The following is a 14,915-nucleotide window of genomic DNA, read 5'->3' as shown; positions in this document are numbered from 1 at the left end:
TATATTATAAATCGGATAACTGCTTGTGTTACAATAAAAGAAAATATCAACCATGAGACAAAGAACTTTATTATTATTTATGCTGATCAGTAACTTCCTTAGTGCACAGGATTTTACGGTTAAAGATTATAAAAAAAAGGAAGTATATATTAAGACAAGGGATGGTGTAGAATTGTATACCGCCATTTATCAGCCTAAAGATAATACTGTAAAATATCCTGTTTTATTAACCAGAACACCCTATGGCTCCAACCCTTATGGTAAAGAAATGCCCGATGAACTGATGTATAATGACTTATTGGTTCGCAAGGGCTATATTTTTGTTTATCAGGACATCAGAGGAAGATCAATGAGTGACGGAGAGGATATGATAAATTTGAAACCTGTATTCAGTCAGAAAAATAAGATTAAAACAGATGACGTTACAGACACCTATGACACCCTGGACTGGCTGATTAAGAATGTAGAGAATAATAATGGAAATGTTGGGATGTATGGCAATTCTTACAGAGGATGGACAGCCTTAATGGGGAGTTTAAGCAGACATCCTGCACTCAAAGCAGTCCAGATTGGTGCACCTTCTATCAATGATTATTTTGAGGATTTTACACGTTATGGACTTTTTAGTTTAGCCTATACCCCAATTATAGACTGGTTTGGAACCCCTAAAACGGCCAGAAATGAAGGGCCATGGTGGAAACGTAATTTGGAATATTTCTCTTTTTATGAAAACTACGCGAATAAACTGGATAAAGACAGCTATGAATTTTTCCTGAAAAAAGGAGCGCTTAAGAACTATGGAGATTTACTTTCTGATAAAAACTATTTCTGGAGATATCTTAAAAATCATCCTGATTATGACAAGGCCAGGCAAGAACACAATACCGTTCAATATATCAAGGATATAAATTGTCCGGTTTTGATTGTCGGGGGATGGAATGATGAACAAAATTTATATGGTATTGTAAATTCGTATGACGCAGTAGCAAAAAATAACAAGAAGTCAACCAAATATATTGTAGGTCCCTGGAGCCATGGTGATTATGTTCATAATGATAGTTTAACTTATGTGGGCAATATTTATTATGGACGGAATATCAATAGTGGTTATTTAAAGGAAGAGTTCGATTTTTTTGAACATTATCTTAACCATAAAACTCAGCAGCCTCTGGCTAACATCTCATTTTTTGATACTGGGAAAAAGGAATGGGCTTACTATGAAAAGTTGCCGAAAACAGTTGAAAAAGATTTCTTCTTTTCCTCAGATGAAAAGCTGGCAGCCCAAGATCCGGGAGGGGGACAAAAAGATGTGTTTTTCGAATACCTGAGTGATCCTAAAAAACCTGTTCCTTACATTGAACAGGATAATTATAACCTTTTTGTGGCGAAGAGTTTTATGACTGATGACCAGCGGTTTGCCTATAAAAGACCGGATGTGCTTACTTTTTCTACCGAAGCACTAGCAGATGATTTAACGATTACCGGAAAGATTGAAGCTTTGCTTAAATTCTCAACGGATCATACTGATGCAGATATCATTGTCAAATTAATCGATGTTTTACCAATGGACCTGAAGCCTCAGAAAACCGACAAGCCCGGAATTAAAATGAATGGTTACCAGCAAATGATCAGAAGTGGTTATATCCGCGGACGTTACCGGGATGATTTTTCTGCGCCAAAACCTTTTGTACCTGGCGTAGTGACCAATGTAAATGTAGAACTGCTGAATATCAACCATACTTTCAAAAAAGGGCATAAAATCATGGTTCAGATTCAGAGCAGTCTATTCCCGATGTTTGACAGAAATCCACAGAATTATGTGCCAAATATTTTTAAAGCCGAGGATAGTGATTTTGTAAAAGCAAATCACCGGATTTATTCGGGAAGCAAAATTGTTTTACCACAATTAACAGTACAATAAATCATCTCTGAATTCATCAAAAAATGAAAATCAGCCCTTTTAACCTTGAATATGTATAAAGACGAATTAATTGAATCGGATTTTCTAAATGTAGAATATGATTTTATAGAGTACTATGTTGGAATGGCTAAAATGGTTGTTTACTGGCATGTAAAAGCATTAGGCTTCAAAGTGATGGCCTATTATGGGCCAGAAAAAGGACAGCAGGAAAAATGTTCTTATTATTTAGTTAAGAATAATATTAAAATCGTGATCACCGCAGCCTCACAACCGAGTTCACACGACATCGTCTCTTTTGTAGACCTGCATGGAAATGGAATAAAAAGGATAGGGATTGCGATTAAAAATATTGATGATTTTTATGTTGATATACTAGGAAAGGGGGCAATTCCTGTCAAATTTCCTTCAACCGTAACTGATAGTAATGGAAAGGTGGTCACCGCTTCAATCAAAATATTTGATGACAATGAAATCATGTTTGTGGATACTTCTGAGTATAACGGCATATTTCTGCCTGGTTATAAACCGGTAGAAGAGGATTGGGATTTTAATGAAGAGGATTCCTGCCTGACCGGAATTGACCACATTGCCAGTGCAATGAGGATTAATGAGATGAGTATGTGGGAGCGTTATTTCAATACTATTTTTCAATCTAAAACAGTCAAATGTTTTGACCATAGACAAAATGGAGAAGAGGAAAAAATCGGGATGTTGCTTAAAGTCTTACAGACTGAAGGCAAGCAAATGAATAATGTCCTGGTAGAACCCGACCGGCATAAAAGTACACAGGTACAGTTGTTCCTGGATAAAAATTACGGTTCAGGAATTCAGCATGTTGCTTTTACATCCTCCAACATATTCAACACAGTTGAGGTACTCAGAAAAAACGGCGTTAGATTCTCCTCGTATCCGGATTCTTATTATACAGAACTAAAAGAGAAATATCCGGCACTTGATGTCGCTAAATTTAAGAAATACGGCGTTTTATGTGATATTATAGGCGATTCTCTACTCCTTCAGGTTTTTACTACACCAATTGGTGACAGACCAACTTTTTTTTACGAAATCATACAGCGCGTCAATAATTATGAAGGCTTTGGTCTTGATAATATTAAAGCTTTGTTTGAAGCCGTTGAAAGAGAAAAAAAACTGACCTTAAACTAGTATGAATGAAAGATGCTGAAACTATAGCTGCATTATCGGCTCTTGTTGGTAATCATAATATTATCATCAGCGCAGAAGCCCAATTTAGCTATACACAAGATTGCAGCTCGGGTAAATCCTATAAATCCTTGTGTATTGTCAAACCAGGAAATGCGGAGGAGATTGCAGAGATTTTAAAGTTTTGCAACCTGCACCAAACCAGAGTGATAGTCAGATCGGGAGGAACAGGAGTTAGTGGTGGCTCGATACCGGATCAAAAAAGTATTGTGCTTTCTATGGAGCGGCTTAACCGCATTCTTGAGATTAACCAGGTAGATAGATTTGTGATTCTGGAGGCAGGTGTAAATACGCTGGAGTTGGAAAAAAGCGTATTGGAGGCCGGGCTTAAATTTCCTCAGAACATCAGCAGCGCTTATGGCAGTTTGATTGGGGGAAATATAGCCGTATCAAGCGGAAGCCCGAAATCAGTAAAATATGGCCCTACAAAAAACTATGTGCTCAATCTGGAGGTTGTACTTCCTAATGGAGAGATACTATGGACAGGGAAAAATGTAAGAAAAAATGCTTCCGGCTATAACCTGACTCAGCTTTTTACAGGCAGTGAGGGGACACTTGGCATTATCACCAAGGCGGTTATACAGTTGGTTACCCCACAGCATGAAATCCTCATACTCGTGCCGTTTTTGTCTTCAGAAAGACTATTCAGTTTTGTTAAAAAGCTCTTCCGCTCTGGCTTTAATCCATCCGGACTAGAGTTTATGGATAAAAATGGGTTCAGATTAGCTGCTGGTGCAATGGAGAAAAGGTATGCGATCAGTGAAGATACCCAGGGATTGCTGTGGATTGAATTTGAAGCTGATCAAGAATCCCATGGATCGGCTATACTGCTCAATTGGGCTGAAATGCTTGGTGAATATACTAAGGAAGAAATTTTTGTGGCTCAGACACCAGCCGAAATTTCCCGTTTGTGGGAATTCAGGAAAAATATCGGGTCGGTTGCTGTAAGTACCGGTGAATTTAAAGACTTTGACCTCGTCGTACTCAGGTCGCACATAGACTTGATGTATCAGCATATAGATTCGGTATGTACCCAAATGGGGCTTCAATATCTTGTGATTGCCCATATTGGAGATGGGAATTTTCATATCAATGTTTTCAGGGATAAAAATATGGATGCGCAAAGATGGAAAGCGGTCATCAATGAATGTGCAGACTTATTATTTGAAGCAGCAGTCCGGCTTGGCGGGGAAATTTCCGGTGAGCACGGTATTGGTACTTACAACCGGGAAGTTTATTCACGCTTTAATGAAAATACAAAAATCAAGCTGATGAAAGACATTAAGCAGCTTTTAGACCCTAACCATATTATGAATTCGGGCAATATATTCTAACGAGTAACATATTCTAACAAATAAGATATTCTAACGAACAAGCTACAACAGGATGAGATTAACTTTACCACAGGAAGATATTTATTTTGAGCAATTGCTTTATCCTGACAGACCCGTTTATAATATAGGTGCCCGCACTGAAATAAGGGGTAAAATAGACTTCGCCGCCTTCAATAAAGCATATATTGGAATGATCAGTCAACACGATATTTGTCGTAGTGTATTAACGGTTAAAAATGATTCACCTGAATTTTGTATCCTGGATACTGATACCGCCGATCTTGAATTGATAGATTTTTCTTTCCATGCAGATCCTGTAAACGATGCGATTTCCTACATGCAGTCTCGTTTTCTTGAACCGTTCAGACTTAACGACCAGACTTTTTTACACAAAATTATCCTGTTAAAAATAGCAGATGATTTTCATTATTTATTTTCTGTATACCATCATTTGATTACAGATGGCTGGGGAACTTCATTGATGTTTCGCCGGCTGGTGCAAAACTACAATGAATTGAGCAGTCATGGGACTATTCAGTCTGTTTATCCCTATTCTTATACGGAATTTGCCAAAGATGATGCAAAATACCGTGCCAGTGAAACCTATCAGCTGGATAAATCTTACTGGACTGCGAAGTTCTCTGCTTTACCTGAAAACGTATTTGTCAAAAATAATAGCCAACCGAAAAAGGAGGGGAGCAGAAGAAAAGAATGGTTGATAAAACGTGCACAGTATGATCAGCTAAATGAACTGGCTGTTCAGCTGCAGGCTACCACTTTTCATCTTTTGCTGGCAATTGCCTATACTTATTTTGGCAGGATAAAAAGTATCAGCGATTTTGCTGTGGGCATACCTATGTTAAACCGCTCTGGAGCTGCTTTTAAAAAAACAGCTGGTTTATTCACCGGCATAATACCCCTGAGGATTAACCTTGATTTTGAAGATTCCTTTGCAGCGCTGGTCAGCAATATCAGGCAGGAGTTAAAACAGGATTACCGGCATCAAAGATTTCCCCTGGGTAAGCTCATCCAGGAACTAAACTTATTTGATCAGGAGCAAAAGCTTTTCGATATCACCTTATCTTATGAAAAACAGGACTATTCTGTACATTTTAAGCATACCCTTACACATGTCGTTCCATTAACTCACCAGGCAGAAAGAGTAGCGCTGGCTTTATATGTCCGTGAATTTGACAATGCAGAAGATGTGAGGATTGACTTTGATTATAGCCTTGAATATTTTGAAGGCACACAAGTCACAAATTTTATAACTCATTTTCAATTCCTGCTTGAAGACATTTTAGCAAATCCCCATAAAAAACTGAGCAAGCTTGATTTTCTTGGTATTGCGGAAAAGGAATTTTTGATTACCGGGCTGAATCAGACGGCTTATCCCTATCCTTCAGCTCAGACAGTTGTGGATCTCTTTGAAGAGCAAGTCGAAAATGATCCGGATCATGTTGTAGTAAGAGATTCATTGAAAGAATATACCTACCTCGAAGCTTCACAAAAATCAAATGCTATTGCTGCCTGGCTTCTGGCGCAATTGGGAGAGGGCAATGAAGCTATTGCCATTTTAGTGAACCGCTCTGCTGACTTGCCGGTATTATTGATGGGTATATTCAAAGCAGGTAAATCATATGTTCCCATTGATCCTGATTTCCCCGAAGACAGGATTGCATTTATTGTAGAAAATTGTAAAGCAAAAACAATTATTTGTGAAAATGATGCGATAACTATAGCGGATGTCAAGCGGATTCATATCGCTGATGTTTTTGCCTATACTACGCCAGAACAATTAAAGATCAATCGGGCGAAAGCTGCAGACAGTGCTTATATTATTTATACTTCCGGATCTACTGGTCGTCCTAAAGGGGTAGAAATCAGGCATAACTCTTTAGCGAATTTTTTAATAAGCATGCGTAGAAAACCTGGTTTATCTCCTGCTGACCTGGTATTCTCAATCACGACAATTTCCTTTGATATCTCAATTCTTGAATTTTTTGGCCCTTTAATTTCAGGTGGAACAGCTTATGTGGTGAAAAAAGAGGTTCTTGCTGAACCTCAAAAATTACTGGCAGAAATAAGGAGGGTAAAACCAACGGTTCTTCAGGCTACGCCTGGCTTTTTCCAATTGATTTTTAATGCAGGCTGGGAAGGCGATAAAGCGGTAAGAATTCTTTGTGGCGGTGATCAATTAAGCAAAGCGCTGGTTGAAAAACTACTTTCAAACGTTGCGGAATTGTGGAATATGTATGGCCCTACAGAAACAACTGTCTGGTCTGCCCTGAAAAAAATTGAACGGCCTGACCAAGCTTCGAATATTGGAAGGCCTATCTCTAATATGCGGTTTTATATTGTAGACCATGAGCTGCAAATTGTACCTGCAGGAACTATTGGCAGGATTTTTATCGGAGGCCCCGGCTTGAGTAAAGGTTATTGTCAAAATGAAGAATTGACCGCAGCTAAATTTATATCGAGTCCATTTATTCCAGGCGATCAGCTTTATGAAACCGGAGACCTGGGCAAATGGACTACTGAAGGAGAAATTGAATTTTGTGGAAGAAATGATTACCAGTTAAAAATAAGAGGTTACAGAATTGAGCCAGGAGAGATTGAAACTCAGCTGAACAGATTTTTGAAATGTGATAATACCGTTATCTTAAGCGCTGAACTGAATAGTTCAACAGGTGTACTGGTTGCTTATATCCCAAAACAGACAGCTGACAATATCGTTCCCCTGGCTAAAGAATTTTTACAAAATTATCTGCCAGGCTATATGATACCTGAGGTATTTGTTCAGGTGGAAAGCTTCCCGCTCACAGCTAATCAGAAAATAGATAGAAAAGCGCTGTTAGCGATGAAGTTTGAGCTGCCTGCTACAGCCATAATTGATACTGGTATCAAAACAGCCACGGAGGAAAAGCTTTTAAAAATCTGGAAGGAAGAATTGAATCTTGATCGGCTGATGAATATCCATGATAACTTCTTTTCTTTGGGCGGACATTCTCTGATGGCTGTGCAAATGACATCCGCTATCTACCGGATATTTAACATCCGGCTTACCATGAAGGATGTTTTTACGAAGCCCAGTATTTCTTTACTGGGAAAATATATTGATAGTTTAAATCCTGCAATAATCCATAGCATAGAAAAGGCATCAGAGAAGACATATTATAAATCAACTCCTGCACAACAGAGTATCTGGCAGGCCTGTTTGAACACAGATTTGCTGGTGGCCTATAATATGAGCGCCATTTTTAAGATTAATGGAATTCCGGATAAAGTAAAAATTGAGCAGGCAATACTCAGTTTAATCGGCAAGCATGAAATCCTAAGAACTAATTTCAAAGAAATTAATGGGGAAGTGTATCAAAATATACAGGATATAGACAGGCTGAAATTTGAAGTTCATGTAAATGATGCTGTATCGGCAGAAGAGGCGGCAATGCTGATCAAAGCCTATGTAGAATATGAATTTGATCTTGCTAATGATTTACTGTTAAAAATTGGTGTAGTAAATAAAGTGACAGGGGAAAGCGGTTTAATATTTCTTACTCACCATCTGATTATGGATGGTATCTCCTTTAAGTTTTTTGTGAAGGATTTTCTCCATGCCCTGAATGGTATTACGCCTGTTGAGCCTGAAATTCAATTTAAAGATTATGCTGAATGGTACAATAACAGGATTACAACGCAACTTGATCATCAGGAGTTCTGGAATGATTATTTGTCAGGTTATCAAAGAAAAGGGATTTTTCAAAAAGACTTTTTGGAAAATGGCAGTTCAAAGGGGAGAAGGGTGACCTATGAGCTTTCAGGAAATGTACTGGACGATTTAAAAAAGAGTGCAGCCACTTATAATTCAACAATTTTTTCCATGTTGTTTGCGACTTTTAACCTGCTGATTTTTAAAGATACAGGTTTACAGGATTTTTGTGTTGGAACAGTTTTTAGTGGAAGAAACGTATTTGAACTGGACCAGAAAATTGGGATGTTCGTTAAAACCTTACCTGTCCGTACAGTTATAGCCCCTGAGTATAATTTTAGAGCGCTGGTTGAAAATACACACCATACTTTATTACTGATTGATGAGCATCAGGACGTAATTCCTGAAGTAACCGGCAATAGTTATTTTGATATTGTCCTGGTTTTCCAGGATCCGGGGTTCTTAATCCAGGAGCACATCCAGTATGGTGATTTTTCCCTGCAATTGCTTGCGCAGGAAGAAATTGTGGCCAGATTACCGATGACCTTTAATTTTTATGAAGGACCTGGAAAAATAAGCTGTGAAGTTGATTATGATGCCAGTTTGTACGAACCTGAAACTATCCACCTGATTTGGGAAAAGTTTTTAATGCTGATTCCTCAGCTTACCAGCAATCCTGATCAGTTTATCAGCACTTATGATATTGTACTGGAGATTGAAAAAAACAAAGGTATTGACATAGACTTTGATTTTTAGTTAAATCTTACTGCAATGGCTTCTCCAATTCCCCTGATGCACCTGTTATTAGTGTTACTTTCATCTTTACATACGTGATAAGTTAGACTACAAAAGATTGGGAATACGATAAGCATAAACGTATCCGAATGTCGGTAACTTGTGTTCGATTGTCAGTCGAAGGGCTTACAATTTCGCAAAATCTGATAGCTTTTGGCGAGTCTGCCGAAAGTTTTCCTCTGAAGTCTTTTATTGCTTGTTGCCCTCAATATATTCAATAAACATATGTTCAGACATTGGCAATAACCTCTTACGGCTATCTGCAGGATTTTCACCCCCAGCGGTATAGAATTCAACCTGACCATTCACTTTTGAATAATGAACTTTTCCAATGTCCTCCCGGGTGATCTCTGCAATATTTTTTATTCTTTTTACCAGCTTTAATCTGGAAGCATCCTTCGGAATAATATGAGCTCCTTGTATATTTTGAGTACAAGTTACGGATTGATATTCATCGCCATTCCAGTACATACACTGGGTATTGGTATCATAAAAGAAATAGGACCCACCAACAATAATCAGGACAGCGATAAATGAAAGAACTGCTGTATTGAATTTAGAAGGAATGCCAAATTTTCCTTTGCCAATTTTTTGGACATTATCCAATGAACTGTTACCTGGTGAACCGCTAACTAATGAACTGTTATCTGGTGAATCGCTACCTAATGGACTGTTACCTGAAAATCCATTAGGTAGTGGTACAGTGGACGATTGTGAAAAATCTTCTTTTATTGTTTTGTTTGCTTCTTTCTGTTCTGTGCTGTTTAACAGGTTGTTATCTGCCGGAATTGACGCAGATTCCGGAAATTCCGGCTGTAGTATGCCAATAGTGCCTGCTGTTTTAGCCACGATTTCTGTGGTAACTGATCCCTCTCCACTTAATTCTTTCTCCTTCTGAACTGATAATTCTCTATCAATATTCACCAGATCATACATATCTGCATAGACATGTGGTCTTGGCTGAAAATCTATGAGCCAGGCTAAAAGCTCAATATTCTTAACTTTTGTATCACCTGTATTTCCTTTTAAAAAGTTGTCTAACGGTTTGAACTTATCAGCACTCGTTATTTGGATCTTTTTAAAATATTCTTCTGCACTATTCCTTTCCTCATCGAGTAATAACTTGAAAGTCTCTTCATCCTTTTTGGAATATCGCTTATGAAAAACAGCCAGACATTCCTTTCTCAGATTTGCAGGTGTATGATATTGCAAATTAAGAGGTAATGATCCCTCATCTTTTCTCTTTTTATAAGCCAGAATTACTTCTTGCTTATAATCTTCAATCCTTTTCAAATCAACTAACTGATAATTATTAAATGGAATTTTCGGAATCTCTAAGGAATTTTCGGAATTCTAACAGAATCATTGGAATCTTCGGAATCCTTTGATAGCTAGTCGGTTACATCCCTGTATGTTTGTATCAGAAATCAGTTCAGACTTTGATTTGCTATCAGAGTTTAAATGTACAAAACAGATTTCATAAAGAGAGGAAAGCGCGGTGGTTAATGACCGGTTTGGGAAGCAGTTATTAGTTTCCGCGTTTGATTCTCACACTTCCCAAAAATTTCAGAAGGCCTTCTGATTAACAACCGTAGCAGTCCCCACGAATGGTTCGTGGGGGACTACATAGTAATCATATTCTAAATTTTTGAGTCATGTTTTTCCATTTTTTAATAACTATGTTCCTGGGATTGGTATGCCCATCAAATACAAACACAACTTATCATACACAAGGTGATACTACGATCACACAAGGCGAAACGGAGCCTATTACAGGAGGTGATACAGGCCAGAATCCTCCACCAAAATAGGACTAATTAAATCACAACAATCCGGCAGGGCAGAAATGCAGCGTCCCAAAAAACAGGGTGGGGGCGCTCTCATTTCGCCCTGCCTTTTTATATAAAGCTATTGGTCTATGTTATTAATTGATCAATTCTTTTTCTTTAAAATATATAATAATATTTTTTTTTTGGTAAAAGAGATGAATTTTTTCTTTATTTTGGATAAAAATAAGCTCTTGAAATATCTCTATTTACTCTCCATTTCCATTATGTTTCTTTACTCCTGTATGAACCATGCAGAGAAAAAAAAGAAAGCAGACAATTTGTTTTATGATAAGGCTTTTGAATTCCGGGAAAAAAATATGCCTGACAGTGCCTTTTTTTACTTCATTAAAGCTAAAGACCTATTCTTGCAACAAAAAGATACACTGAATGCAGGAAAGTGTTTAATCAACATGGCAATTTTTTTAGCAGGCAAGGGAGATTATTACGGAGCACAAGAGTTCTCTTTAAATGCTATCTCTTATTTTGATCAGAAAAAGAAAGATCAATACGCTTACATTAATTCCAATTATAATAATCTTGGGATTGTAACTGCTCAATTGGGAAATTATGAAGAAGCATTGAAATTTTATAACAATGCAATCAAATTTTCAACAGATTCTTCGCATATTAGTCTTTATCTGAACAATAAAGCTACAATTTATCAGAAGGTTGGTGATTACAATGCTGCTTTGAAAATATATGACCACATCTTAAAAGATGTAAATATAAATAGTAAAACATATGCCAAGGCACTAACTAACATTTCTGCCACCAAATGGCTGCAGAACCCCAACTATAATGCCTTGCCGGATTACTTAAAAGCGTTACATATTCGAGAAAGAGAAAAAGATCTCTTAGGTCTGAATTCCAGTTTTTCACACCTTTCTGATTTTTATGCAAGAAAAACAAAAGATTCTGCCTTCTTTTATGCGCAGAAAATGTACCAGGTAGCTACCCAGTTAAATAGCGTTGATGACAGATTATCAGCGCTCAGAAGATTGATTCAGGTAAGTCCGCCCAAAGCAACTCAGCAATATTTTGCGGCCTATCAAAGTTTGGGTGACAGCGTGCAAACTACACGTAATATGTCTACAAATCGGTTTGCGCTTATTCGCTTTGAAACCGAGAAAATTAAGGCAGATTTTCTAAAAGTTCAGTCTGAAAATATTCAGAAACAGAATAATATTCTACGAAAGAATTTCGCCCTTGGCATTCTCTTCTTACTCTTATTAGCTGGTTATTGGTGGTATAGAAAGAGAAAAAAAGGATTGGAGCAGGAAAAAGTAATAGAAGTCAAAAATACAGAGATCAAATATGTAAAGAAAATTCATGACCGGGTAGCGAATAAAGTGTACCAGTTAATGTCAGAAGTAGAAAACATCCCGGAAGTTGACAGGGATACTTTGCTGGACAAACTGGAAAGCCTTTATAATATTTCAAGAGATATTTCTTACGATAGTAAGGAATTGAATATGGGAAAAAACTATGACCAGGAGCTGGCGAAAATGCTAAAATCCTATTCGGGCGAAACCAGGCAAATTTTTATTATCGGGAACGAACAAGAATTATGGGAAGGCGTAAATCCAGAAGCAAAGGCTGAGGTTTTTTATATCATGCAAGAACTGATGACCAATATGAAAAAGCATAGCCAGGCGGAAACTGTGGTCTTGAAATTTAACCGGAACGAAATGGATATCAATATCTCGTATTCGGACGATGGAATCGGAATGAAAGATGCTATTCAGAAAAACGGTTTAACGAATACGGAAAACCGTATAAAAAGTATCCGCGGTACGATTACATTTGACAATAGACAGGAGAAAGAACTTGAAATTCAGCTCTCATTCCCTTTTTCGTAAAACTTAAGAATAATGTTCAAAAAAGTACTTATAGCAGAAGACCACGAACACGTTAATATTTCCGTGCGCAAAACCCTTGAAGATCTCGGTACAATCCAGAAAGAGTTTAGATATTATTGTGATGATGCGCTCACACTCCTGCAGGCCGCAATGCGTCAGGAGCAGCCCTTTGATTTATTGATTACTGATCTTTCCTTTGAAGAAGACAAAAACATACAGCAAATTGCAGGAGGCAGGGAGCTTATTAAAGCAGTAAGACAATTACAACCGAGTTTGAAAATAATCGTTTTCTCCCTTGAAAATAATATCAACATGGTTGATGAATTGTTTGATGACCATGGCATTGACGCTTACGTACGTAAAGCCCGCCATGATGCAGAAGACCTCAGGAAAGCGATAGATGCAGTTTCCAGTAATAAAAAATACCGTTCTGCCAGTTTAATGCACAATAAAAGAATAGAGAATTCTTATGATTTTAAAGCTTTTGATATCGAGATTATCAAGTTACTCTGCAGTGGAATGCCGCAAAAAAATATCCCAGGTTATTTGCAGGAAAATAATATTAAACCATCTGGTCTGAGCAGCGTTGAAAAACGATTAAATGCGATCAAAACCACATTGAATATTTCCAGTAATGAACAGCTGGTTGCTTATTGTAAGGATAAAAAGATTATCTGATAGCTCAGGATCAAAAATAAACACTTTACGGTTATCCGTAATATAAAGACTTTCGGGCTGGATACTTTTGTCATATCTATTCACTAAAAATTGGATTATGAAAAAGTACTATGTAAACAAAAATGCCTAGGGTAACGGCGATCATGAAGTTCACGCCGAAGACTGTATATATCTGCCGAAAGTCGATAACAGGACCTACCTGGGCGAATTCTCTTCTTGTATTGGGGCAGTAATTACAGCAAAAAATATATATACTACTACAAACGGCTGTAAGATTTGTTCGAATTTATGTCACACCACATAAATTATCTGATATAATTAAATCCTTCACATAAAATCTAAATGAATGAAAACACTTTTACTCTTAATCATTTTTTTTACACAGACGAATTTCTCACAACCAAATGCAGTATATATCTGTAGCAGTGGTACTTCAAAAAAATACCACTATAAACAAGATTGCCGCGGATTAAAAAATTGCCAGTATAAGCTCTTGAAAATTAGCCTGGATAAAGCTGTAAAAGAGGGCAAAACTTTATGCAAATGGGAAAAATAAGGAAAGGTTTTTAATTTGTAAACCTCCCGCAATACACGCTTTTGGAGACTTCATCATTCATGATGTCTTTAAAAGCGATGAATACTTCATAAGTGTTATTCTTGATGTAACCAGGTTTCATGGGGAAAGTATGGCTGAGTTCTTCTCTTTGTGCACCGCTGTAATTGGCATGTACACGCCCAAAATTTTTGTTATACAATAAAATAATAACCCGGTCAGTTGGATTACCTATAGCTGTAATATCCTTATCCCAGGTAAAGTTAAAGGCGTTTTCAGATATAATAACCTTTACATTTTCAGGTTTAAGCAACCCTCCGTCTGCCACTAACACAGCATCCCAATTAATCTCCTGGTTTGGAAATTCTCCCTTAACTGCATGCAGCAGGTTAACAGATTTAGCGGCATTGTTTGCAGTGATGTTCCGTTCTTCGGCTATATGTTTAAATCCTGTTCTCAGGAAGGGTTTAACCTGTTTTAAGAAAGGGGTCAATACCTTCATTTTAGCATTCTGCGCCTGCTGAGGAATTGTTCTGGCCCTTTTTTTATGGGGCTTTGCTGGTAATGTGCGGGCACATACCTTGTTTTTCCATTGATAGATCACAATGTTTCCTATTCTTCCTCTGATACCTGCTAATAAAGAGCCTTCCTGTAAAATTGCCATAATCTTGTCTGGTTAGTTTCAAAACTATACATAAATATTAATGAATAGTGTAGTAATTGTTTTTTATTTAAAAAAATAATTCACCTTAAGTTTAGTTGTTTTTCTATACCGGTTGACTGAAGTTTGAAGAGCTTGTGAGTGGTCTCTGGACATCATCTGAACAAGATAGGTAAACTACATTGATTGTCAGGGTATTGTGGATATCATTTTTACCTCTTTTTTCATCTCATTATCTATTGTTTTGCGGGCAATATCAACCCTTCATTTTCGTTATTGAAAACCTTATTTTCACCATCTTATTTCTTAAATATTTTGGACGGACGCAATAAATATGATAACTTCCTGTATATAA

At 37.3% G+C, this 14,915-nt stretch carries 9 protein-coding genes; 7 read left to right on the top strand and 2 right to left on the bottom strand.

What is annotated here, in order from left to right:
- Positions 1-52 precede the first annotated feature (52 nt).
- The 4 genes from AY601_RS10930 to AY601_RS10915 are packed head-to-tail and all read left to right on the top strand — an operon-like array spanning position 53 to position 8,941.
- The gene (locus tag AY601_RS10930; RefSeq protein ID WP_068400576.1) at positions 53-1,921 is read left to right on the top strand and encodes a CocE/NonD family hydrolase; all 1,869 of its coding nucleotides are present in this window, start codon (positions 53-55) and stop codon (positions 1,919-1,921) included.
- Between the two features lie 51 nt (positions 1,922-1,972).
- Entirely contained in the window at positions 1,973-3,085 is a 1,113-nt protein-coding gene (locus AY601_RS10925; RefSeq protein ID WP_068400574.1) for a VOC family protein, read from the top strand.
- Between the two features lie 5 nt (positions 3,086-3,090).
- On the top strand, positions 3,091-4,476 hold the full coding sequence (locus AY601_RS10920; protein ID WP_068400572.1) for an FAD-binding oxidoreductase: 1,386 nt from the start codon (positions 3,091-3,093) through the stop codon (positions 4,474-4,476).
- Positions 4,477-4,528: 52 nt separating this feature from the next.
- Positions 4,529-8,941 (top strand): non-ribosomal peptide synthetase, encoded by a 4,413-nt coding sequence (locus AY601_RS10915; protein WP_068400570.1) that lies wholly within the window; start codon positions 4,529-4,531, stop codon positions 8,939-8,941.
- Positions 8,942-9,169: 228 nt separating this feature from the next.
- On the opposite strand, the gene AY601_RS10910 is transcribed toward AY601_RS10915, so the two are convergent.
- Positions 9,170-10,273 (bottom strand): hypothetical protein, encoded by a 1,104-nt coding sequence (locus AY601_RS10910; protein ID WP_068400568.1) that lies wholly within the window; start codon positions 10,271-10,273, stop codon positions 9,170-9,172.
- 727 nt (positions 10,274-11,000) lie between these two features.
- Between AY601_RS10910 and AY601_RS10905 the strand changes: the two genes are divergently transcribed.
- The 3 genes from AY601_RS10905 (at position 11,001) to AY601_RS10895 (ending at position 13,902) form a co-directional block, all read left to right on the top strand.
- Complete coding sequence (locus AY601_RS10905; RefSeq protein WP_198163670.1) at positions 11,001-12,668, top strand: tetratricopeptide repeat-containing sensor histidine kinase; 1,668 nt, start codon at positions 11,001-11,003, stop codon at positions 12,666-12,668.
- 12 nt (positions 12,669-12,680) lie between these two features.
- Complete coding sequence (locus tag AY601_RS10900; protein WP_068400560.1) at positions 12,681-13,346, top strand: response regulator; 666 nt, start codon at positions 12,681-12,683, stop codon at positions 13,344-13,346.
- A 346-nt stretch (positions 13,347-13,692) separates the two neighbouring features.
- Complete coding sequence (locus tag AY601_RS10895) at positions 13,693-13,902, top strand: hypothetical protein (RefSeq protein WP_068400558.1); 210 nt, start codon at positions 13,693-13,695, stop codon at positions 13,900-13,902.
- A 10-nt stretch (positions 13,903-13,912) separates the two neighbouring features.
- On the opposite strand, the gene AY601_RS10890 is transcribed toward AY601_RS10895, so the two are convergent.
- Entirely contained in the window at positions 13,913-14,563 is a 651-nt protein-coding gene (locus tag AY601_RS10890; RefSeq protein WP_068400552.1) for a DUF6266 family protein, read from the bottom strand.
- Positions 14,564-14,915: the final 352 nt, after the last annotated feature.

Source organism: Pedobacter cryoconitis (genome assembly GCF_001590605.1).
GTDB classification, from domain to species: Bacteria; Bacteroidota; Bacteroidia; order Sphingobacteriales; family Sphingobacteriaceae; genus Pedobacter; species Pedobacter cryoconitis_A.
This window is presented reverse-complemented; position numbering and strand designations above follow the sequence as displayed.

Excerpts from the sequence above, each read along its gene's own strand:
- AY601_RS10930 (WP_068400576.1), top strand. The coding sequence starts at position 53 with ATGAGACAAAGAACTTTATTATTATTTATGCTGATCAGTAACTTCCTT.
- AY601_RS10925 (WP_068400574.1), top strand. The coding sequence starts at position 1,973 with ATGTATAAAGACGAATTAATTGAATCGGATTTTCTAAATGTAGAATAT.
- AY601_RS10920 (WP_068400572.1), top strand. The coding sequence starts at position 3,091 with ATGAAAGATGCTGAAACTATAGCTGCATTATCGGCTCTTGTTGGTAAT.
- AY601_RS10915 (WP_068400570.1), top strand. The coding sequence starts at position 4,529 with ATGAGATTAACTTTACCACAGGAAGATATTTATTTTGAGCAATTGCTT.
- AY601_RS10900 (WP_068400560.1), top strand. The coding sequence starts at position 12,681 with ATGTTCAAAAAAGTACTTATAGCAGAAGACCACGAACACGTTAATATT.
- AY601_RS10895 (WP_068400558.1), top strand. The coding sequence starts at position 13,693 with ATGAAAACACTTTTACTCTTAATCATTTTTTTTACACAGACGAATTTC.
- AY601_RS10890 (WP_068400552.1), bottom strand. The coding sequence starts at position 14,563 with ATGGCAATTTTACAGGAAGGCTCTTTATTAGCAGGTATCAGAGGAAGA.